This is a genomic window from Achromobacter sp. 77 (assembly GCF_020541125.1).
GTDB lineage: Bacteria > Pseudomonadota > Gammaproteobacteria > Burkholderiales > Burkholderiaceae_B > Achromobacter > Achromobacter mucicolens.
Genome location: NZ_CP059848.1, coordinates 5,550,211 through 5,571,977 on the forward strand (window position 1 = coordinate 5,550,211; position 21,767 = coordinate 5,571,977).

Annotated in this window: 19 protein-coding genes and 1 pseudogene; 12 read left to right on the forward strand and 8 right to left on the reverse strand. The window is 65.2% G+C overall.

Annotated elements, in window-relative coordinates; all coding sequences use genetic code 11:
• Positions 1 to 578: 578 nt before the first annotated feature.
• From rodA to H4P35_RS25630, 5 genes are all read right to left on the reverse strand, one after another.
• Positions 579 to 1,715: a rod shape-determining protein RodA gene (gene rodA / locus H4P35_RS25610; RefSeq protein WP_056319549.1), complete on the reverse strand. Its 1,137-nt coding sequence runs from the start codon at positions 1,713 to 1,715 to the stop codon at positions 579 to 581.
• The gene (gene mrdA / locus H4P35_RS25615; protein WP_056319545.1) at positions 1,712 to 3,640 is read right to left on the reverse strand and encodes a penicillin-binding protein 2; all 1,929 of its coding nucleotides are present in this window, start codon (positions 3,638 to 3,640) and stop codon (positions 1,712 to 1,714) included. Before mrdA ends, rodA begins: the two co-directional genes overlap by 4 nt.
• A 15-nt stretch (positions 3,641 to 3,655) precedes the next feature.
• The gene (gene mreD, locus H4P35_RS25620) at positions 3,656 to 4,162 is read right to left on the reverse strand and encodes a rod shape-determining protein MreD (protein ID WP_108005818.1); all 507 of its coding nucleotides are present in this window, start codon (positions 4,160 to 4,162) and stop codon (positions 3,656 to 3,658) included.
• 49 nt (positions 4,163 to 4,211) lie between these two features.
• Positions 4,212 to 5,096 carry a rod shape-determining protein MreC gene (gene mreC / locus H4P35_RS25625; RefSeq protein ID WP_056319540.1) on the reverse strand — a complete coding sequence of 295 codons (885 nt, stop codon included), beginning with the start codon at positions 5,094 to 5,096 and terminating at the stop codon, positions 4,212 to 4,214.
• Positions 5,097 to 5,180: 84 nt separating this feature from the next.
• Positions 5,181 to 6,224, reverse strand: coding sequence for a rod shape-determining protein (locus H4P35_RS25630; RefSeq protein WP_006216320.1), 1,044 nt, complete (start codon positions 6,222 to 6,224; stop codon positions 5,181 to 5,183).
• Positions 6,225 to 6,453: 229 nt separating this feature from the next.
• Between H4P35_RS25630 and gatC the strand changes: the two genes are divergently transcribed.
• From gatC to H4P35_RS25655, 5 genes and pseudogenes are all read left to right on the forward strand, one after another.
• On the forward strand, positions 6,454 to 6,762 hold the full coding sequence (gene gatC, locus H4P35_RS25635; protein WP_226847488.1) for an Asp-tRNA(Asn)/Glu-tRNA(Gln) amidotransferase subunit GatC: 309 nt from the start codon (positions 6,454 to 6,456) through the stop codon (positions 6,760 to 6,762).
• A gap of 3 nt (positions 6,763 to 6,765) precedes the next feature.
• On the forward strand, positions 6,766 to 8,301 hold the full coding sequence (gene gatA, locus H4P35_RS25640; protein ID WP_226847489.1) for an Asp-tRNA(Asn)/Glu-tRNA(Gln) amidotransferase subunit GatA: 1,536 nt from the start codon (positions 6,766 to 6,768) through the stop codon (positions 8,299 to 8,301).
• Positions 8,302 to 8,305: 4 nt separating this feature from the next.
• Positions 8,306 to 9,763 (forward strand): Asp-tRNA(Asn)/Glu-tRNA(Gln) amidotransferase subunit GatB, encoded by a 1,458-nt coding sequence (gatB, locus tag H4P35_RS25645; protein ID WP_152382898.1) that lies wholly within the window; start codon positions 8,306 to 8,308, stop codon positions 9,761 to 9,763.
• Between the two features lie 100 nt (positions 9,764 to 9,863).
• Positions 9,864 to 10,112, forward strand: a complete 249-nt coding sequence (locus H4P35_RS25650; protein ID WP_128829556.1) for a type II toxin-antitoxin system Phd/YefM family antitoxin — start codon at positions 9,864 to 9,866, stop codon at positions 10,110 to 10,112.
• Positions 10,109 to 10,435: pseudogene (locus H4P35_RS25655) on the forward strand (type II toxin-antitoxin system VapC family toxin); the annotation flags it as partial. The gene H4P35_RS25650 and the pseudogene H4P35_RS25655, both read left to right, overlap by 4 nt.
• A 149-nt stretch (positions 10,436 to 10,584) precedes the next feature.
• Here H4P35_RS25655 and pyrE read toward each other — a convergent pair.
• Positions 10,585 to 11,271, reverse strand: coding sequence for an orotate phosphoribosyltransferase (gene pyrE, locus H4P35_RS25660; protein WP_056319532.1), 687 nt, complete (start codon positions 11,269 to 11,271; stop codon positions 10,585 to 10,587).
• Positions 11,272 to 11,402: 131 nt separating this feature from the next.
• Between pyrE and H4P35_RS25665 the strand changes: the two genes are divergently transcribed.
• Together H4P35_RS25665 and gdhA are read left to right on the forward strand one after the other, a co-directional pair.
• A complete protein-coding gene (locus H4P35_RS25665) occupies positions 11,403 to 12,197 on the forward strand; it encodes an exodeoxyribonuclease III (protein ID WP_226847491.1) in 795 nt (264 codons plus the stop codon).
• Positions 12,198 to 12,609: 412 nt separating this feature from the next.
• Positions 12,610 to 13,956 carry an NADP-specific glutamate dehydrogenase gene (gene gdhA, locus H4P35_RS25670; protein WP_056319526.1) on the forward strand — a complete coding sequence of 449 codons (1,347 nt, stop codon included), beginning with the start codon at positions 12,610 to 12,612 and terminating at the stop codon, positions 13,954 to 13,956.
• 153 nt (positions 13,957 to 14,109) lie between these two features.
• Here gdhA and H4P35_RS25675 read toward each other — a convergent pair whose 3' ends face one another.
• Together H4P35_RS25675 and H4P35_RS25680 are read right to left on the reverse strand one after the other, a co-directional pair.
• Positions 14,110 to 14,601 carry a copper chaperone PCu(A)C gene (locus H4P35_RS25675; protein ID WP_217618565.1) on the reverse strand — a complete coding sequence of 164 codons (492 nt, stop codon included), beginning with the start codon at positions 14,599 to 14,601 and terminating at the stop codon, positions 14,110 to 14,112.
• Between the two features lie 18 nt (positions 14,602 to 14,619).
• A complete protein-coding gene (locus tag H4P35_RS25680; RefSeq protein WP_056319519.1) occupies positions 14,620 to 15,519 on the reverse strand; it encodes a LysR family transcriptional regulator ArgP in 900 nt (299 codons plus the stop codon).
• 156 nt (positions 15,520 to 15,675) lie between these two features.
• Here H4P35_RS25680 and H4P35_RS25685 point away from each other — a divergent pair, with 156 nt between their 5' ends.
• The 5 genes from H4P35_RS25685 to H4P35_RS25705 all read left to right on the forward strand — a co-directional run bounded on the left by H4P35_RS25685 (position 15,676) and on the right by H4P35_RS25705 (position 21,750).
• Positions 15,676 to 16,308, forward strand: coding sequence for a LysE/ArgO family amino acid transporter (locus H4P35_RS25685; protein ID WP_056319516.1), 633 nt, complete (start codon positions 15,676 to 15,678; stop codon positions 16,306 to 16,308).
• Positions 16,309 to 16,384: 76 nt separating this feature from the next.
• The gene (locus H4P35_RS25690; protein ID WP_175156953.1) at positions 16,385 to 17,326 is read left to right on the forward strand and encodes a LysR substrate-binding domain-containing protein; all 942 of its coding nucleotides are present in this window, start codon (positions 16,385 to 16,387) and stop codon (positions 17,324 to 17,326) included.
• Positions 17,327 to 17,647: 321 nt separating this feature from the next.
• Positions 17,648 to 18,811: an ABC transporter substrate-binding protein gene (locus tag H4P35_RS25695; RefSeq protein ID WP_226847492.1), complete on the forward strand. Its 1,164-nt coding sequence runs from the start codon at positions 17,648 to 17,650 to the stop codon at positions 18,809 to 18,811.
• A gap of 140 nt (positions 18,812 to 18,951) precedes the next feature.
• Positions 18,952 to 19,824: a branched-chain amino acid ABC transporter permease gene (locus H4P35_RS25700; RefSeq protein WP_006216335.1), complete on the forward strand. Its 873-nt coding sequence runs from the start codon at positions 18,952 to 18,954 to the stop codon at positions 19,822 to 19,824.
• A 3-nt stretch (positions 19,825 to 19,827) separates the two neighbouring features.
• The gene (locus H4P35_RS25705; RefSeq protein ID WP_226847493.1) at positions 19,828 to 21,750 is read left to right on the forward strand and encodes an ATP-binding cassette domain-containing protein; all 1,923 of its coding nucleotides are present in this window, start codon (positions 19,828 to 19,830) and stop codon (positions 21,748 to 21,750) included.
• Positions 21,751 to 21,767 lie beyond the last annotated feature (17 nt).

The window sequence follows — 21,767 nt, forward strand, 5'->3', positions numbered from 1 at the left end:
CAGACACCGGCAGAAAGCCGACACTCATTGCGCTGTCCGAACCCAACTGCGAATCACGCCCGGCTCGCCATTAATCGTCACTTGAACCCCAGTGCCCGATGGGCGGCACGCGTACGGGTCGGCAAGTTGTGGCTGGCGGTCGACGCGCGCCGCCCATCACCGCCCCTCCCCTTGTTCGTGATGCCATCAGCACACAAACCTCCGCCAGCGCGAAGCGCACAACGCCACGACGTCCCACCGGCCCGATGCCGATTGCCGCCGCCCGGGCGGCAGCAATTCGGCAGCCCCGCAGATCCCCTTCCCCGACCACAGGTCTTACAGCGCCACATACCAAAGACCCTCGCAGCACGGCGACGCGGTCACCGTGGGTGCGAGCGCCGTCGATGCGCCCGAGGGAATCTGAAGGGAGCCGAAGGCGGACGAAGATGACGAAGGGGGGGGCCGCCTAGGCAAGTCCGGAGCGAAGGCTCCGGACCGCAATCGTGGGCGATCGTGCCCACGGTGACCGCGGCGTCGGGCGACCTACGAAGAACTCCGTAGCGCAAAGACTATCGCCCTACGAAGAACAACCATCAACATCAAGTCTTCACAGACCGATGCCGACTAATACTCATCATGATCCCAAACGCAATCCCCATCGTGAACAACGCCGTCCCCCCGTAGCTCATGAAGGGCAACGGCACCCCCACCACGGGCAGGATCCCCGTCACCATGCCCACGTTCACGAAGACATAGATGAACAGCATCATCGTCAGCGCGCCGGCCAGCAGGCGGCCGAATTGCGATGAGGCGCGGGACGCGATCGTCAAGCCGCGCGCCATCATCAGGCCGTACAGCACCAGGATTGCGATGCCGCCGTACAGGCCGAATTCCTCGGCGTACACCGCGAAGATGAAGTCGGTCGTGCGTTCGGGGATGAAGTCCAGGTGCGTCTGCGTCCCCTTCATGTAGCCCTTGCCGTAGACGCCGCCGGAGCCCACCGCGATCATCGATTGGATCGTATGAAATCCCTTGCCCAGCGGATCGGAGCTGGGATTGAGCAGCGTGCAGACCCGGTGCTTCTGGTAATCGTGCAGCACCACCCAGTCCACGTCGGGCTCGCAGAGCTGGTCTTCGTAGTAGACCAGCGTGCCGATGGCAATGATGCCAGCCAGCATGACCGGCACCAGCAGCTTGAACGAGAGGCCGGCGAAATAGATCACGAAAAAGCCCGCGCCGAACACCAGCAGCGCCGTGCCCAGGTCGGGCTGCAGCACGATCAGGCCGAAAGGCGCGGCCAGCATCGCGGCCGCGGCGAGGAAGTCGCGCACGCGGACTGCGCCTTCGTGGCGCTGGAAGTACCAGGCCAGCATCATCGGCACCGCGATCTTCATCATCTCGGACGGCTGGATGCGCGTCACGCCCAGGTTCAGCCAGCGGGTCGCGCCCTTGCTGGTCTCGCCGAAGAATTCGACGCCCAGCAGCAGCACCACCCCCACCACGTAGAACGGCAAAGCCAGCTTCATCAGCAGCTTCGGCGGAATCAGCGCCATCGTCCACATCGCGAAGAAGGCGATGATGAAATTGCGCGACTGTTCCGCAAAACGCCAGTCGGTGCCGCCGACGGCCGAGTGCATCACCGTCAGGCCCAGCGCCGCGAACATCATCAGGATCGCGAGCAGCGGCCAGTCGAAGGCCGTGAAGACGCGCAGCAGGATCAGGCCAAGACGCTTCATTGTTGGCGCACCAGGTCGGAGGCGATGTCGTCGACGGTCGCCATGGTGTCTGCGCGCTCGGGACGAACGATCTTGTCCTGGCGGTCCTTGGCCAGCCAGTAGTCGAAGACCTTGCGCGCGACGGGGGCCGCCACGCTGGCGCCCCAACCGGCGTTCTCGACGATCAGCGCCACGGCGATGCGCGGGTGCTCAAGCGGCGCGAAGCCCATGAACAGCGCGTGGTCGCGCAGACGCTCGTCGATGGCGCTGGCGCGGTAGTGGCCGCCGCGCAGGCTGAACACCTGCGCGGTGCCGGTCTTGCCGGCGGCCTGGTAGGGCGTGTTGGCGAACGCGCGCCGCGCCGTGCCGGCCCGCACCACGTCGGCCATGGCATTTTTGATGACGTCCACATTGGCCTGCTTGAGCGGAATGCGATAGTCGGGCGGCGACTCGGTCGGCTTGGCCACACCCGAGCGCGGATCGCGCACCGCGTGCACCAGGTGCGGACGGCGGTACAGCCCGTTGTTGGCCAGCGTGGAGGTGCCCTGCGCCAGCTGAAGCAGCGTGAACGCGTTGTAGCCCTGGCCCACCGCGACGGAAATGGTCTCGCCCGCGTACCAGCGCTGGCGTTCCTTGTCCTTGTAGGCCGCGCGCTTCCAGTCGGTGGACGGCAGCACGCCGCGCTTTTCGCCTTCCAGGTCGATGCCCGTGATCTGGCCAAACCCGAACTGCTTGGTGAAATCGTGCAGGGCGTTCACGCCGATTTCGGGGCCAAGCGAATAGAAATATGTGTCGGAGGACACGACGATGGCCTTGTGCATGTCCGTCATGCCATAGGCTGCGCCGCCGGCGTTGCGGAATTTCTGTCCGCCGAATTCGTAGTAGCCCGGGTCCGAGATACGGTCGGTCGCGCGGCGCTTGCCCAGTTCCAGGGCGGCCAGACCCACGAAGGGCTTGTAGGTGGAGCCGATGGGATAGGTGCCGTACAGGGGACGGTTGATCAGGGGATGGTCCGGCGATTCGTTCAGCATGCGCCAATTGTCGACATCGATGCCGTCCACAAAGAGGTTCGGATCGAATGACGGCTGCGACACGAAAGCCAGCACTTCGCCCGTGTCCGGATCGATGGCGACGAGCGCGCCGCGCTGGCCTTCGAACGCCTCTTCGGCCACCTTCTGCAGTCCCATGTCGATGGACAGCATGATGTCCGAGCCAGGCACCGGATCGATGCGGCGCAGCGTGCGCATGGGCCGACCACCCGCCGTCACCTCGACTTCTTCAAGGCCGGTGCGGCCGTGCAGTTGCTCTTCCCAGGTCTTTTCGATGCCCTTCTTGCCGATGACCTCGGTGCCGCGATAGTTGCCCAGTTGCCCGGCGCGGTCCAGTTCCTCGATGTCGTTGTCGGCGATGCGGCCGATGTAGCCCACCACGTGCGCAGCCGACACGCCCTGCGGGTACTCGCGCACCCAGCGGGCGCGCAGTTCCACGCCCGGAAATTGAAACGCGTGCGCGGCAAACCACGCGGCCTCGGTTTCGTTCAGGTTGTTGCGAAGCTGCAGACTGGCGTAGCGGCTGGACTCGGCGGCGCGGCGCTTGAAGCGGCGCTGGTCGGACGGGCTGATGTAGACGACTTCGGTCAGGCGCTCGAAGAGTTCGTTCATGTTGCCCGCGTGGGCCGGCACGACTTCGAGGGTGTAGGTGCGGTAGTTGCGGGCCAGGACCTCGCCGTTGCGGTCCAGGATCTCGCCGCGGCGCGGGGGAATCGGCACGACCGCGATGCGGTTGCGGTCGGCGCGTTCGGACAGGCCTTCGTAGCGGTCGACCTGCAGGTACCAGAACCGGCCCACCAGCACGCCAAAGCATACCAACGCGAAGGCGCCGCCCACCCACGCGCGCAGGCGGAAGCGCTGCTTCTGCTGCTGGCCGGTTTTCTTGAATTCAAACATGACGCGACGCCGCCGTCAGGCGGATGAGGATTCGGCGTCGTCGACACCACGTTGCGGCAGGTGCAGCACCCAGCCCGCCAGCGGCCACAGGGCAGCGGTCAACAGCACGCTGATGCCCCAGTCCCAGCCCGGCCATTTGCCGGCCAGCCACGCGTGGATGATCTGGGTGACAAAGCGCGCAATGAAGAACACAGGCAGCATGTGCATGGCCTGGCTCCAGAGGTCGAAGCGCTGCAGCCGGCGGTGCAGGACCACCGCGCCGTAGGCGACGAGCGTGTACGACAGCGCGTGCTCGCCCAAGAGGCCCGCGTCGTGCACGTCCATCAGCAGGCCGAAGAAGAAGGCCGTGAACAGGCCCACGCGGCGCGGCTCGTGCACGCACCAGAAAGCGATGATGAGCAGCAGCACGTCGGGCGCGCCCTGCCACAGGCGCCACGGCAGCAGCGACACCAGCCACGCGAGCAGCACGGTGCCCCAAACGAAGAAGGCATGCGCGGGCCCTGACAGCCTGTCGGGCTGCACGTTGCTGGGCGTGCCAAGGCGGCGCGGAGACTGCCCTGCGGCTTGTTGGTTAGTCCGATCCACCGGAATCGACCTCCTGACGGTTGGACTCGGCGCGATCCACATCCACTTGCAGAACCAGGAAGTGGCGATAGCGTTCGGGGTGGGCCAGGGGTTCACACACGGCGCGCGCGAAACCGGATGCGGTATCGCGTTCGACCGAGGTCACCTTGGCCACGGGCAGGCCGGCGGGAAAGAGGCCGCCGACGCCGCTGGTGACAATAGTATCGCCTTCCTTGATGTCGGCATTGGCCGCCAGGTAGCGCACTTCCATCTTGCCGGGGGAATTGCCGCCAAATGCAATCAGACGCAGTCCGTTGCGCAGCAATTGCACCGGGATGGAGACCTGTTCGTCGGTGACCAGGGCCGCCTCGGCGGTCATCGGCGTCACGCGGACGATCTGGCCGACCACGCCGCCTTCGTCGATGACGGGCATGCCGGGGGCAAGACCGGCCTTGCTGCCCTTGTTGAAGACCAGACGCTGGGTGAACGCGTTGGTGGGTTCGTACATGACTTCGACCACCACCGCGGACTGCGCCACGGTGTCGGTCACACCAAGCAGGCGGCGCAGCTGGGAGTTTTCGGCGGCGAGCTGGGCGGCGTGGGACGCGACCTGGGCAAGCTCGATGCGCTGGCGTTGCAGGGCCTCGTTTTCGCTGCGGATGAGATTGGCCGCGTTGACCCACTCATTGACTTGCTGGACGAGGTCGCGCGGCGCCATGACGGCGCGCTGGAAGGGATAAAGCGCCACGGCGATCGTCCGGCGCGCCGGCTCCAGCATGCGCCATTGTGAATCCATGACGATCAGGGCCAGGGCAAGGACGACCAGAACAACCAGCCGCACCTCTGCCGGTGGGCCGCGCCTGAATAGGGGGGGAGTCCCTTGTCGTTGCATGAATCTCAGCCCGGGCGCCCGCGTCCGAGGCCCCCGCAGCGGCCGGAGCCAGAAAAAAGCGGGGCTCCGGGCTGGCGGGCAATATTAGTCGTTGATGAAGATGGCGCCCAGTTTCTCAAGGTGTTCCAGCGCCTCGCCGCAACCGCGCACGACGCAGGTCAGGGGATCGTCGGCCACCACGACCGGCAGACCGGTTTCTTCTTGCAGCAGGCGGTCCAGGTCGCGCAGCAGCGCGCCGCCACCGGTCAGGGCGATGCCCTTGTCGGTGATGTCGGCGCCCAGCTCGGGCGGCGTCTGTTCGAGGGCGATCTTGACGGCGGACACGATCTGGTTGAGCGGATCGGTCAGCGATTCCAGGATCTCGTTGGACGAAACCGTGAAGCTGCGCGGCACGCCTTCGGCCAGGTTGCGGCCCTTGACTTCGATTTCGCGGACTTCGGAACCCGGGAACGCCGAGCCGATTTCCTTTTTGATCAGTTCGGCGGTGGGTTCGCCGATCAGCATGCCGTAGTTGCGGCGGATGTAGTTGACGATGGCCTCGTCGAACTTGTCGCCGCCGACGCGCACGGAACCCTTGTAGACCATGCCGCCCAGCGAGATGACGGCCACTTCGGTGGTGCCGCCGCCGATGTCGACGACCATCGAGCCGCTGGCGTCGGACACGGCCAGGCCGGCGCCGATGGCAGCGGCCATGGGTTCTTCGATCAGGAATACATGGGAGGCGCCGGCGCCGAGGGCCGATTCGCGGATGGCGCGGCGTTCAACCTGGGTGGAACCGCAGGGAACGCAGACGATGATCCGCGGGCTGGGCGCCAGCATGTTGCGGGGGTGCACCATGCGGATGAACTGCTTGAGCATCTGCTCGGTGACCGTGAAGTCGGCGATCACGCCGTCCTTCATGGGCCGAATGGCCTCGATGTTGCCGGGAACGCGGCCGAGCATCTGCTTGGCTTCGTGCCCGACGGCTTGAATGATCTTCTTGCCGTGGGGCCCGCCTTCATGACGGATTGCGACCACGGAAGGCTCATCGAGAACGATGCCCTTGCCGCGGACGTAAATCAGCGTATTGGCGGTACCGAGGTCAATCGCCATATCGCTGGAAAAATAACTGCGCAGGAATCCGAACATGGGAGCTCAGCTAAATTCTGGGGGGAATTGGGGTCAAGCCGCGGGGCGTTTGGCCCGTAAAACGACGGGTCCGCCTGTCATCACGGCGATTAAACCGTGAATCATAACTTATAATTTCCCCGGAAATAGCGCATAAATGCAGGCTATTCAAGCTTTGTAACGGGTTTGGCATGTGCATACTGCCCACTCCCGCCCCGCGGCCTTCGCTCACCGATTTTTGCAATTCCCCATGGCGCTCAACGACAAAGATGTGGCCCGCATTGCCCGGCTGGCCAGAATCGAACTGACCCCCGACCAGCGCTCCGTCGCGCAGGCCGAACTCAACGGCATCCTCCACTTGATCGAGCGGCTCCAGTCCGTCGATACGCAAGGGGTGGAACCTTTGGCCCATCCGCTGTCCGCCCACGAAGACATCGTATTGCGCCTGCGTGAAGACGCTGTGACCGAAGCCGGTTCGCAAGCCCGCCGCGAGAAACTGCTGGCCAATGCGCCGGATGCCCAGGACGGCCTGTTCCTGGTTCCCAAGGTCCTGGAATAAGTCATGACGAAACCTGCCCTGCACACCCAGTTCGAGGGGATCGCCGCCCTGCGCGCGGCCCTCGCCCAACGCGAAGTCAGTGCCGTCGACCTGGCGCAAAGCGCCTTGTCGGCCGCCGAAGCGGCCAGCGGCCTGAACAGCTTTTTACATATTGACGCCGAATTGACGCTGGCCCAGGCGCGCGCAGCCGACGCCGCGCTGGCGGCCGGTACCGCAGGACCGCTGGCGGGCATCCCGATCGCCCACAAGGACGCCTTCGTCACGCGCGGCTGGCGCACCACCGCGGGCAGCAAGATGCTCGAGGGTTACACCAGCCCGTTCGACGCCACCGTCGTGGAGCGCCTGCAAGCGGCCGGCGCGGTTTCGCTGGGCAAGCTGAACTGCGACGAATTCGCCATGGGCTCCGGCAACGAGAACTCCGCCTACGGCGCCGTGAAGAACCCGTGGGACCACGCTGCCGTGCCCGGCGGCTCGTCGGGCGGTTCTGCCGCCGCCGTGGCCGCCCGCCTGGTCGCTGCCGCCACCGGCACCGACACCGGCGGCTCGGTTCGCCAGCCCGCCGCCCTGTGCGGCGTGAGCGGCATCAAGCCCACCTATGGCACCGTGTCGCGTTACGGCATGGTGGCCTTCGGCTCCAGCCTGGACCAGGCCGGCCCGCTGGCCCCCAGCAGCCGCGACCTGCTCGAACTGCTGGACGTCATCAGCGGCTTTGACCCGCGCGACGCCACCAGCCTTGAAAAGTGCGACGGCGCCGTCAACGAGCCCGGCCGCGTGCGCCGCGACTTCGACGCCGCGCAAGGGCGTTTCGACGCCGCCGGCAGCCAGCCCCTGAAGGGCCTGCGCATCGGCGTGCCCGAGGAATATTTTGGCGCCGGCCTGGCGTCCGACGTCGCCGCTGCCGTGCAGGCCGCGCTTGAGCAGTTCGAGGCGCTGGGCGCCGTGCGCGTGCCGGTCTCGCTGCCGCGCACCGAACTGGCTATTCCGGCGTACTACGTGATCGCCCCCGCCGAAGCGTCCAGCAACCTGGCGCGCTACGACGGCGTGCGCTACGGCCACCGCGCCAAGCAGTACGGCGACCTGAACGAGATGATCAGCCGCTCGCGCGCCGAAGGTTTCGGCGACGAGGTCAAGCGCCGCATCCTGATCGGCACCTACGTGCTGTCCCACGGCTATTACGACGCCTACTACCTGCAGGCTCAGCGCCTGCGCCGCCTGATCGCGCAGGACTTCCAGCACGCCTTTGCGGACCAGTGCGACGTCATCATGGGACCGGTCACGCCCACGGTCGCCAAGAACATCGGCGACAACCGCGACGACCCGACCGCCGACTGGCTGGCCGACGTCTACACGCTGGGCGTCAGCCTGGCGGGCCTGCCCTCCATGTCGATCCCCTGCGGCTTCGGCGGCGAAAAACAAAATCGCCCCATCGGCCTGCAGATCATCGGCAACTACTTCGACGAAGGCCGCCTCCTGGCCATCGCCGACCGCTACCAACACGTGACGGACTGGCATCAGCGTGCCCCTGTCCAGCAAGGCTGAGAACATGAACTGGGAAATCGTCATCGGCCTGGAAACGCACACGCAGCTTTCCACGGACTCCAAGATCTTTTCGGGCAGCAGCACGCAATTCGGCGCCGCGCCCAACACGCAGGCCAATGAAGTCGACCTGGCCCTGCCGGGCAGCCTGCCGGTCATGAACCGCGGCGCCGCCGAACGCGCCATCCGCTTCGGTCTGGCCGTGGGCGCCAAGATCGCGCCGCGCTCGGTCTTTGCGCGCAAGAACTACTTCTACCCTGACCTGCCCAAGGGCTACCAGATCAGTCAGTACGAGCTGCCCGTGGTGGTGGGCGGTTCGCTGTCGTTCTTCGTGGGCGAAGAAGAAAAGACCGTCAACCTGACGCGCGCCCACCTGGAGGAAGACGCCGGCAAGTCCCTGCACGACGACTTCAGCCTGGCCAATGGCAGCCCCGCCAGCGGCATCGACCTGAACCGCGCCGGCACCCCGCTGCTGGAAATCGTGACCGAACCTGAAATGCGCTCGGCCGCCGAAGCCGTGGCCTATGCGCGCGCGCTGCACAGCCTGGTCGTGTGGCTGGGCATCTGCGATGGCAACATGCAGGAAGGCTCGTTCCGCTGCGACGCCAACGTGTCGGTGCGCCCGGTGGGCCAGAAGGAATTCGGCACCCGCACCGAGATCAAGAACGTCAACTCGTTCCGCTTCCTGGAACGCGCCATCACCTATGAAGCGCGCCGCCAGATCGAGCTGATCGAGGACGGCGGCACCGTCGTCCAGGAAACGCGTCTGTACGACGCCGACCGCGACGAAACGCGCAGCATGCGCAGCAAGGAAGACGCGCACGACTACCGCTATTTCCCCGATCCCGACCTGCCCACGCTGGTGATCTCCAGCGACTGGGTGGACGAGGTCCGCGCCGCCATGCCCGAACTGCCGGCCGCCCAGCGCGCCCGCTTTGAATCGGAATACGGCCTGCCCGCCTACGACGCGGCCCAGCTGACCGTCAGCCGCGACCTGGCCGCCTACTTTGAAGCCGTGGCGCACGCGCTGCCGGCCGGTCAGGCCAAGCTTGCGTCCAACTGGGTCATGGGCGAAGTCGCCGCGGTGCTCAACAAGGAAGAAAAGACCATCGCCGAATCGCCCGTCGCCGCGCCCGCGCTGGCGGCCCTGATCGGCCGCATCATCGACGGCACGATCTCCAACAAGATCGCCCGCGAGGTCTTTGGCGCCATGTGGGCCGGCGAGAACGGCGGCGACGCCGACGCCATCATCGAATCCCGCGGCCTGAAGCAGATCAGCGACACGGGCGCCATCGGCGCGATGATCGACGAGGTGCTGGCCGCCAACCCGGCCATCGTCGATGAGTACCGCGCTGGCAAACAAAAGGCGTTCAACTCCCTGGTCGGCCAGATCATGAAGGCCGCTCGCGGCAAGGCCAACCCGCAGCAGGTGAATGACTTGCTGAAGCAGAAGTTGGATAGTTGATCGCTTATTGCGAAATCAGACTAATCCGAAGCCGCGGCAGATTGCCGCGGCTTTTTCTTTGGCGAAGAATGGAGCGGTCAATGTCTGATGGGAAGACAACATGTCTCCGTACTTTGAAGTGCCCCTGGAACAACTGCCCCAGCGTGTGGATTCGCTCATTGAAGCCGCACACCAAGGAGCCCGCATCGTCGTCCTGCGCGACGGACAGCCCTACGCCCAGATCCGCCCCGTCAATCCCATGATGAGCGAAAACGCGCATTGGGCAGTGGAGTCGATAAAGACGTTTCCCGCCATCCAGCACGACAGCTATGAAAGCTGGTGGGCGGCGGTAAAGCCGGTGCACGAATGAAACTTGTCCTTGACGCCTCGGTTGCGCTCAACTGGCTGAGCCTGCCCAGCCAGCCCTTTCGAGAGGCAGCCTTTCGCATCCTGGAGGGGCTGGACGACTACGTCACGTATGTGCCAACGATCTGGCATCTGGAGGTCGCCCATGGCGCGATGCGCGCGGAGCGCTCTGGCATGGCCACCGCGAGCATGCTGACCAAATTCTCGGAGATCCTGAGCCGCGTGCCCTTCTCTGAAGAGCAACGCCCCACGCAGCTTTGGCTGGCCGCCAGCGTGTCCCTCGCCCGGAAACACAGCCTGACCGTTTACGACGCGTCCTATCTGGAACTGGCATTGGCAACCGGCGCCACGCTTGCGACCTTCGATCAGAAACTATGTGCCGCGGCGCAAACCTGCGGGCTTTCCGTACTTGGACCGCCCTCACTCCTGGCGGAACCGCTCGCGCAGTATGGCTTCCCGTACCAGTATGGCCCCCCTTACTTCACCCCGTACTTCGTCCGATACGCCAGCACGGCATCCCGGTTCTCGGCAAACGCCGCATCGTCTTGCAGCAAGGCCAGGATGTCAGTCAGCGAAGCAATCGCGACAACGGGGATGCCATAGGTCTTGGCCACGTCCTGCACGGCCGAGTGGGGCGACAAGGCGTCGTCCGGGCCCGCGCGCTCCATGCGGTCCATCGCGATCAGCACGGCGGCCGGCTCTGCGCCCGCGGCGCGGATGATCTCCACCGATTCGCGCACCGACGTGCCGGCAGTGATGACGTCGTCGATGATGACGACCTTGCCCTTGAGCGGCGCGCCGACCAGGGTGCCGCCTTCGCCATGGTCCTTGGCTTCCTTGCGGTTGTAGGCAAACGGCACGTCGCTGCGGCCCTGCATGTCAGGATGGCCGGCCAACGCCACGGCGGTGGCGGTGGACAGCGGGATGCCCTTGTACGCGGGGCCAAACAGCATGTCGAACTCGACGCCGGAATCCAGCAGCGCCTGTGCGTAGAACTGCGCCAGCTTGCCGACCGAGCGGCCATTGTTGAACAGGCCCGCGTTAAAGAAATAGGGGCTGATACGGCCCGACTTGACCTTGAAGCTGCCAAAGCGCAGAACGCCCTCGTTCAAGGCGAAGCGGACGAAATCCAGGGCGGTGACGGAGGACTGGGCGGCGGGCATGCAAGGGGTTCCGGTAGGTGGCAGACCCCGCATTTTATCCGCTGTCGGGGACTTTCCCGGACGGCGCCGCCGAGTCGGTTAAATTCCTGGCATTGTCCGCCCCCCTGCGGCCGCATTACAGGAGTTTCGCTTTGCTGCGCATCACGTCGATCAACCTCAATGGCATCCGGTCCGCCTTCAAGAAGGGCCTGCAACCGTGGATGGAAAAGCACGCCGCCGACGTGCTGTGCCTGCAGGAAATCAAGGTCTCCCACGAGGACCTGACCGGCGACCTGCGGCATCCGCCCGGCTATACCGGCCACTTTCATCACGCCGTGAAAAAGGGCTACAGCGGCGTGGGTATCTACCTGCGAGATGCTGCCGAGCGCGTGAACAACGGCTTTGATTGTGAAGAGTTCGACAACGAAGGCCGCATCATCCGCGCCGACTGGAAGGATCTGTCGATCATCAGCGCTTACCTGCCTTCCGGCTCCAGCGGCGACGAACGCCAGCAGGCGAAGTACCGCTTCCTGGACCGGTTCGGGCCGTGGATCGATGCCCTGATGCACGAGCACAAGACGACCGGCCGCGAATTCGTCATCTGCGGCGACTGGAACATCGCGCACAAGGAAATCGACCTGAAGAATTGGAAGGGCAACATGAAGAACTCGGGCTTCCTGCCCGAAGAGCGGGCCTGGCTCACGGACGTCTTCGACAAGCGCGGCTTTGTGGACGTGTTTCGCACCATTGATGACCGTCCGGACCAATACACCTGGTGGAGCAACCGCGGCCAGGCCTGGGCCAAGAACGTCGGGTGGCGCATTGACTACCAGATCGCCACGCCAGGCATCGCCGCCAAGGCGCGTAACGTCGCCATCTACAAGGACGAGCGCTTCTCGGATCACGCGCCGTTGACGATCGATTACGACACCACCTTGCGCGCGTGATTTTTCTCAATATTTAATTGGGGCCGCATCACGTGCGAGTCACGGGCCGCTGCGCCTGCAAGCGGCCTGACAATGACCTCGTGGCTTGGGGGCACGGGCAGCCGCCTCTATGACAGGGCAGGCATTTTAAACGGGGACATATTAATTTTCCCTGATATTTCAAGCATCACGCCCACACGCGCACCCTTGGTTTCCGCATCCCGAGACGCCCACCCGAAAATGCGTCCCCAATTTTTGCTTCGAAAAACCCGTTTGTTATCAACGTGATGGCGCGGTTTTTCGCTTTGCGCAGGGCAACATTTTGCCCCTACAATCGCCGCACCATACCGGTGCAGTCTTGCACCAAAACAAACTGATCGCGCCCCAATCTGGCGCAATTTCCGCACCTATTCGAAGCACCCCCGAGGAGATCATGGTGAAAGTGCAGAGTCTGGACGACTTTCTGCGTGGCGTCGCCGCGCGCGACCCGCAGCAACCCGAGTACATGCAAGCCGTCCAGGAGGTGATGCTCAGCTTGTGGCCTTTCGTCGAGAAGCATCCCCACTACGCTGAACACGCCCTGCTCGAACGCCTGGTCGAACCCGAGCGCGTCATCCAGTTCCGCGTCTGCTGGACCGATGACCAGGGCCGCGCCCAGGTCAACCGCGCCTTCCGCATCCAGCACAGCTCGGCGATCGGCCCGTTCAAGGGCGGCATGCGCTTTCACCCGTCCGTCAACCTGTCGATCCTGAAGTTCCTCGCCTTCGAACAGACCCTGAAAAACTCGCTGACCACGTTGCCCATGGGCGGCGGCAAGGGCGGCTCGGACTTCGATCCCAAGGGCAAGTCCGATGCCGAAGTCATGCGCTTTTGCCAGGCGCTGATGATCGAGCTGTACCGCCACCTGGGCCCGGACACCGACGTGCCGGCCGGCGACATCGGCGTGGGCGCGCGCGAAGTCGGCTTCATGGCAGGCATGATGAAAAAGCTGTCCAACTCGACGGCCAGCGTGTTCACCGGCAAGGGCCTGACCTTCGGCGGCAGCCTGATCCGTCCCGAGGCCACCGGCTACGGCACCGTGTACTTCGCCGAAGAAATGCTCAAGCGCGTGGGCAAGTCCTTCGACGGCATGCGCGTTTCCGTGTCGGGCTCGGGCAACGTGGCGCAATACGCCATCGAGAAGGCGATGGCCCTGGGCGCCCGCGTCATTACCGTCTCGGATTCGAACGGCACCGTCGTCGACGAGGCCGGCTTCAACCACGAGAAGCTCGTGGCGCTGATGCACATCAAGAACGATCTGCGCGGCCGCCTGGACACCTACGCGCGCCAATTCGGCCTGCAGTACGAGGCCGGCAAGCGCCCGTGGCATGTGCCCGTCGATGTCGCCCTGCCCTGCGCCACGCAAAACGAGCTGGAGCTGTCGGATGCGCAGACGCTCATCAAGAACGGCGTGCTGGCCGTCGCCGAAGGCGCGAACATGCCCGCCACGCTCGAAGCCGCCAAGGCCTTCGTTGCCGCCCGTGTGTTGTACGCGCCGGGCAAGGCCAGCAACGCCGGCGGCGTGGCCGTGTCGGGCCTGGAAATGGCGCAGAACTCGGCCCGCCTGTCGTGGACCCGCGAGGAAGTGGACGCCCGCCTGCACGCCATCATGCGCGACATCCACGAAAACTGCGTGCGTCACGGCCACTCCGAGCGCGAGTACGTGAATTACCTGGACGGCGCCAACATCGCCGGCTTCGTGAAGGTCGCGGACGCCATGCGCCAGCAAGGCTTGTATTGATCGCTGCCCGCTGACACTCGCCCGCAGCGGCGCAGGGACGCGGATCAAGCAAAAGGCCGACTCATTGCGAGTCGGCCTTGTTATTGGTGGCGGCGGCAAGGCCGCCGCCGCTTGGCAAGACTGTCGCGCCCCGGGGACGCGGGCTTGCCAGGATCAGTGCTTCATGCCGCCATGACCGTGGCTCATGCCGGGGTTGTGCGAGGCCGGCATGACCTTGAACTGCACCGCCACTTCGCCCGCCTTTTCGAACTTGAGCGTGGCGGGCACGGTGGCGCCGTCCTTGAACGGCGCCTTCAGCTTGATGAACATGACGTGGTAGCCGCCCGGGCTGAGCTTGACCTCGGTGTCGGCGGGCAGCGCGATGCCGCCTTCGACCTGACGCATCTTGGACACGCCGTTCTCGGTCTGCACGGTGTGCAGTTCCACGCGCTCGGCGGCATCCGACGACACGGACAGCAAGCGGTCCGGTGCCTTGGCGTCGTTGTCGATATCCATGTAGCCCGCACCGTTGGCCTGGCCCGGCGCGGAAGCGCGCACCCAGAGATCGTCGATTTCGACCTGGCCCACCTTGTAGTCCTTGGCCCACGCCGAACCGGCGGTGCACAGGCCAATCGCGGCAATGGCGGCAAACTTGCGGATGTTCATGCGTGTCCTCCTGAGACGTTAACGGCGCCTGACCAGGCTGCGGGCGGCTGACAGCACCGCGTCGGTCAAGGCTTCCATGGCCTCGGAGTTTACCCGCCAATGCTGCCAGTAGAGCGGCACGTCCTCCCACGCCCGGCCGCGTAGCAGGACGAGTTGACCGGCATCAAGGTGTTCCTGCACCAGCGGCAGCGGGTTCATGGTCCAACCCAACCCGCCCAGCGTCGCCTGCACGAATGCGCGCGTGGACGGCACCCACCAGACCGGCGGCTCCCACGGCGCGGGATCGGCGATCTTGTGCGCAAAGCGCGCCTGCAGGGCGTCCTTGCGGTTGAACACCAGCACGGGCGCCTGGGCCAGCGTCTGCGCATTGACCCCCGACGCGAAGTAGCGCTTGTGGAAGTCGGGCGTGCAGGTAGCCACGTAGCGCATGCTGCCCAGCGCATGGATACGGCAGCCCTGCACGGGATCGGCCAGGGTGGTCACGGCGCCCAGCACGGAGCCGTTGCGCAGCAGGGCGGCCGTGTGATCCTGGTCTTCGGACAGCATGTCGAGCGTGGCGCGGGTGCGCGCGGCGAACTGCAGGGCGGCGTCGACGAACCAGGTTTCCAGGCTGTCGTGATTGACGGCGATCGGGATGCTGGCGTGGGGGATGTCGTCATCGGCCACGCCCAGCCGGTTCAGCGCGTCGTGCTCGAGCAAGGCGGTCTGCTCGGCCAATTGGACCAGCACCTGGCCATCGGCCGTGGCGGCGGCGGGGACGGTGCGCTGGACCAGCAGCCGGCCCATGCGGTCTTCCAGGGCCTTGATCCGTTGCGACACCGCCGACGGCGTGACGCTGAGCGACAGCGCCGCGCGCTCGAAACTGCCTTCGCGCACCACCGCGGCCAGTGCGCGCAGGTTGCCGTGATCGATTCTCATGACATTAGCTATGCTTAATATAGTGAAGGAAAATTAGCTGTATTTCACATTCATGGCAAGGGAAAATCACACCATGCCGCCCGCTCCACGCGCCCGGCAACCCATCGAAACGCCGCCACAGGCGTTGCAGTCACCGGTTTCACAGGTATCCCTTCCATGTTTGCCACGTTGTCATCCCCCGCCTTCCTCACCGCCTGGGCCAGCGGCACGGCCACGGGCCTCGGCCTGTTCGCTGTCGTGGGCGCGCAAAGCGCGTTCATCCTGCGCCAGGGCCTCATGCGCGCGCACCTGCTCAGCGTCGTCGCCATCTGCGCGCTGATCGACCTGGTGTTCATCTTCGCGAGCGTGTCCGGTCTGCAGGCACTGACCGCGTGGTTCCCCTGGCTGACCACCGCCGTGCTGTGGTTCGGCGTGGCCTTCCTGACCTGGTACGCGGCGCAGTCCGCGCGCCGCGCCTGGACGGCCACGGGCGGCCTGGCCGCCGCCCGCGACGTGGTGCCGTCGCGCCGCGCCGCCATGCTGGGCGCGCTGGGCTTTTCGCTGCTCAATCCGCATTTCTGGCTGGACATGGTGGTGGTGGGCTCGCTGGCGCATGGCTTCGAAGACGCCCGCATGGCCTTCGCGGCCGGCGCCTTCACGGCCAGCCTGCTGTGGCTCGCCGTGCTGGGCATCGGGTCGCGCCTCTTCGCCCCGTTCTTTGCCAGCGCGACGGCCTGGCGGGTCCTGGACGGCGTCATCGCCGCAGTCATGGCCGGGTTGGCGGTCAGCCTGGCGGTCAAGGGCGTCTGAGGCTCGCAGGCCATCACTTTTATAATCGTCGCCTCACCACTTTCCGTCGGGCGCAGGGCCGGCCCGCCACCGCTCCATGCGCGGACCTTCCCCTTCCAAAGACGTGCGCCTGCCGCCGCTTGCCGCCATCCAGGCGTTCGAAGCCGCGGCCCGGCTGGGTTCTTTCGAGCGCGCCAGCGAAGAGCTCTTTGTCACTGCCAGCGCCATCGGCAAGCGTATTGCCTCGCTTGAGACGCTGCTGGACGTCACCCTGTTCATCCGCAGCAGCCGCGGCGCAACCTTGAGCGCGGCCGGACGCGAGTATCTGGAACAGGTGCGCACGGCGCTCGACCTGCTGTCGGACGCCTCGCTGCACAAGCGCAACGAACCCAAGCTTGAAACGCTGCGCGTGGTGTCCACGCCCACGTTCGCCCGGCAGGTGCTGATCCCCGCCTTGCCCGGCTTCACCGCCGCGCATCCCGACGTCGAACTGGAAATCATGCTGTCCATTCCCTACCTGGACATCATGCCGCCCAACGCCGACGTCTGGATCCGCTTTGGCAGCGGCAAGTATCCCGGCCTGAACGCCCACCCCCTCACGCACGATCCCGTGTTCGCCGTGTGCTCGCCTGGCTACCAGGCAGCGCGTGGCCCGTTCCTGCGGCCAGCGGACCTGGCGCGCGCGGACCTGCTGCGTTGTCCGATGGAACCGTGGCGTCCCTGGCTGGCGGCCGCCGGCCTGGACTGGCCCGAGCCGTCGCGCGGCGTGTGGCTGGTGGACCTGGGCATGATGCTCGCCGCCGCACGCGCGGGCCAGGGCGTGGCGCTGACGCGCCGGTCGCTGGCCGCCGAGTGGCTGGACGAAGGCAAGCTGGTCCGCCTGCTGGACGTGGAAATCCCCGGCGAGTCGCAGTACTACCTGTGCACCGAAACCACACGCGCACCTGGCGGCGCAGTCCAGGCGTTTTCCCTATGGCTGACAGAGGTCTGCCAGCGCGCAGCCCAATGGCCATGCGGGCCCGAGGCCGGTCAGGAATAAATTTCCACTTGATTGCGGAATGAATTTCCGCACGACGCCGCACCCTGATCGCTAGGATGCGGCCAGCACGTCTGCGCGCGCCCGGCGCACCGATGCGGCTGCTGGCCCGCCATCAGGCCAAAGACGTTCAGCAGTCTGAAAGGAACCTTGCAGCGGCACTAGGTATTTACGCGGAAAAGCGCCGCCGGGTCAGATTCGCGTAAGCGATTAAGCAGACAGTCACGACACGCAATAAAGGAGCGCGCCAACAAAACAACCCACGCCGACTGGCGCCGGCACACGGCTTTCCACGCAGTTCACCCAATTACAACGGAGACATCCATGGATTTTCGTTTGAAGCTGCTTGCAGGAACTCTTGCATTTGCCGTATCGGCCGCGTCCTACGCCGCCGACCCCATCAAGATCGGCGTGGCCGGCCCCTACACCGGCGGCTCGTCCTCCATGGGCGTCAGCATGCGCGACGGCGTGCGCCTGGCCATCGAAGAGATCAACAAGAATGGCGGCGTGCTGGGCCGCCAGCTCGTCGCCGTCGAACGCGATGACGAAGCCAAGAACGAGCGCGGCGTGCAGATCGCGCAGGAGCTGATCAACAAGGAACAGGTGACCGCCACCGTCGGCTACATCAACACGGGCGTGGCGCTGGCCTCCCAGCGCTTCTACCAGGACGCCAAGATCCCGGTGTTCAACAACGTGGCCACCGGCAGCGTGATCACGCATCAGTTCAAGGCGCCGGAATACCCCGACAACTACGTGTTCCGCAACGCGGCGCACGACAGCATCCAGGCCCCGATGATCGTCGAAGAAGCGATCACGCGCCGCGGCTTCAAGAAAGTGGCGATCCTGGCCGACTCCACCAACTACGGCCAGCTTGGCCGCGAGGACCTGGAGAAAGCGCTGGACGCCAAGGGCATCAAGCCCGTGGCCGTCGAAAAGTTCAACATCAAGGACGTCGACATGACGGCCCAGCTGCTCAAGGCCAAGGCCGCGGGCGCCGAAGCCGTGCTGACCTACGGCATCGGCCCCGAGCTGGCGCAGATCGCCAACGGCATGACCAAGCTGGGCTGGAAGGTGCCGATCATCGGCAGCTGGACGCTGTCCATGGCCAACTACATCGACAACTCCGGCACCAATGGCGAAGGCGCACGCATGCCGCAGACCTTCATCCAGGACCCGGACACGCCCAAGCGCAAGGCGTTCATCGACGCCTACCTTGCCAAGTTCAAGCCCAAGAACAACCGCATCGACTCGCCGGTGTCGGCCGCGCAGGGCTATGACTCGATCTTCCTGCTGGCAGCCGCCATCAAGCAGGCGAACTCCACCGACGGTCCCAAGGTGCGCGAAGCGCTGGAAAACCTGCAGACCCCGGTCGAGGGCGTGGTGATGACCTACAACAAGCCCTTCACGCACGACAACCACGACGCGATCACCGCCAAGGAAGTGGTCATCGGCGAGGTCAAGGGCGGCCGGGTCGTCAAGGCCAACTAATCCCGACAAGCAGGAAGGCGGCGGCTGCCCGGCCGCCGCCGCCCGCGCCCCAAGCTCAGGGCGCGGGGCATGCAGCCGCCTGAAAACAGCGTTCTGCCCAAGGGGGTTGGGACGGAACACAGCGCCTCAAGACACACACCATGATTCTTCTACAGCTCATCTATAGTGGTATCGCGCTAGGCATGATCTACGCGGTCATTGCCTTTGGCTACCAGCTCACCTTCGCCACGTCCGGCACCTTGAACTTCGGCCAGGGCGAAGCCCTGATGCTGGGTGCGCTCGTCGGTCTGACGCTTGTCGGACTGGGCGTGAACTACTGGGTCATGATTCCCATCGTCTGCATCTTCGGCTTCGCGCAGGGCGCGCTGGTCGAGCGCGTGGGCGTGCGGCCCGCCATCAAGACGCGATCCGAATTCGGCTGGATCATGGCCACCATTGCGCTGGGCATCATCTTCAAGAACGTGGCCGAGAACATCTGGGGCCGTGACGACCTGCGCTTTCCCTCGCCGCTGCCCGAGGCGCCCATCCAGGTGCTGGGCGCGAACGTCTTGCCGATGGAGTTGCTGGTGGTGTTTGGCGCGCTGGGCATGATGATCCTGGTGGAAATCTTCAACCGCAAGTCGATCTACGGCAAGGCCTTCGTCGCCACGTCCAACGACCGCGACGCGGCCGGCCTGATGGGCATCAACACGGGCATGGTCATCACGTTCTCGTATGCGCTGTCGTCGCTGACCGCCGCGTTCGCCGGCGTGCTGGTCGCGCCGCTGACGCTGACTGGCGCCACGATGGGCGCGGTGCTCGGCCTGAAGGCGTTTGCCGTCGCGATCATTGGCGGCCTGTCCAGCGGGATGGGCGTCGTGGTGGGCGGGCTGATCCTGGGGATCGCCGAGACGACCACCGGTTTCTATCTATCAACGGGATACAAAGACGTGCCGGGATTGGTATTGCTGTTGCTCGTTCTGACCTTCAAGCCCGCCGGCCTGTTCGGCAAGACCGCGATCAAGAAGGTGTAAGCGATGAAACCCCTGCACCTTCTCCTATCCATCGTGGCCGTGGCCTGCCTGGCCGCCGTGCCGCTGGGCGTGACCAACACGTATTACCTGCACCTGATTGAAACCATCATGATCTATTCGATCCTGCTGTTCGGGCTCGATATCGTGGTGGGGTACACCGGCCAGGTGTCGCTGGGCCACGCGGGCCTGTTCGGCATCGGCTCGTATGTGGCCGGCGTGCTGGTCTTTCACCTGCAGATTCCGATCTGGTTGACCTTGCCTGCCGCCATCCTCATCGCCGCCGCTTTCGGCGCGGTGCTGGCCCTGCCGGCGCTGCGCGTCACGGGCCCCTATCTGGCGATGGTGACGCTGGCATTCGGCACGATCATCCAGATCCTGATCAACGAGATGACCTTCCTGACCGAAGGCCCGCTGGGCATCAAGATCTCCAAGCCGTCCATCGCGGGGCACGTACTGACCAAGGCCGAGTATTTCTGGCTGGTCGCCGCGCTGCTGGTGATCTCGCTGATCGTGGTGCACCGGATCCTGAAGTCGCACCTGGGCCGCTCGTTCGAAGCCCTGCGCGACAGCCCGATCGCCTCGGACTGCATGGGCGTGTCGGTGTACCGCCACAAGGTGATCGCCTTCGTCATCAGCGCCGGTTTTGCCGGGCTGGCGGGCGCGCTGTATTCGTATTCGGAACAGTACATCTCGCCGAACACGTACAACTTCGAGCTCACGATCCTGTTCCTGCTGGCCATCATCATGGGCGGACGCAAGAGCCGCACGGGCGCGCTGCTGGGCGCGTCGATCATCGTGCTGCTGCCCAAGATGCTGGACGACATCGGCACGTTCCGCCTGATCGCGCTGGCGGTGGCGATCCTGGTGACGGTAGGCAGCGCCGTGGCCATCTCGAAGGGCCGCACCGAGCCGCGCAAGGTGGCGGTGCCGGTGATCGGTACGATCGTGCTGGCTGTCTTCTCCTACTGGCTGGACGCCGTGACCGACTGGCGCCTGACCATCTTCGGCGCCATGATCCTGTTCGTCGTGTACTACCTGCCCGACGGCATCGTGGGCTTCGTGCGCAACCTGTTCTTCTCCACGCGCCGCGCTGCGCTGACGGTGAAGAAGGACCTGGTGAAGGAACAGGACGCCGTGCCCGACGCGGTCGCCGGCAAGGGCGAGACGCTGCTGGCGGCCAAGAGCGTGCTGATGCAGTTTGGCGGCCTGAAGGCGCTGAACCAGGTGGACCTGACCGTCAAGCGCGGCACGATCCACGGGCTGATCGGACCGAACGGTTCCGGCAAGAGCACGATGATGAACGTGCTGACCGGCATCTACGTGCCAACGGCCGGCGCGGTGGAGTTTTCCGGCAAGTCGCTTGTCGGCCTGCCCCCGGCCCACATCGCCGAGGCCGGCATCGCCCGCACGTTCCAGAACGTGCAGCTCTTTGGCGAGATGACCGCGCTGGAGAACGTGCTGGTGGGCCTGCACCACACCTTCACGACGGGCCTGGCGGCCATCGCGCTGCGCACGCCAAAATGGAAGACCGAGGAACAGGGCGCACGGGCGCGGGCCATGGCGCTGCTGGAGTTCGTGGGGCTGGAGTCGCTGGCCAACGAAGAAGCGCGCAACCTGCCGTACGGCAAGCAACGCCTGCTTGAGATCGCACGCGCGCTGGCGCTGGATCCGCAACTGCTGCTGCTGGACGAACCGGCGGCCGGCCTGACAGCGCCCGACATCGTGGAACTGCTGGCCATCATCCGCAAGGTGCGCGATCACGGCATCACGCTGATCCTCATCGAACACCACATGGATGTGGTGATGGGGGTGTGCGACACCGTGTCGGTGCTGGACTTCGGCCAGAAGATCGCCGAAGGGCTGCCGAATGAAGTGCAAAGCAACGCCAAGGTGATCGAGGCGTATCTGGGCGGCGCGCCCGCCTGACGCCAAGGGGACAACAA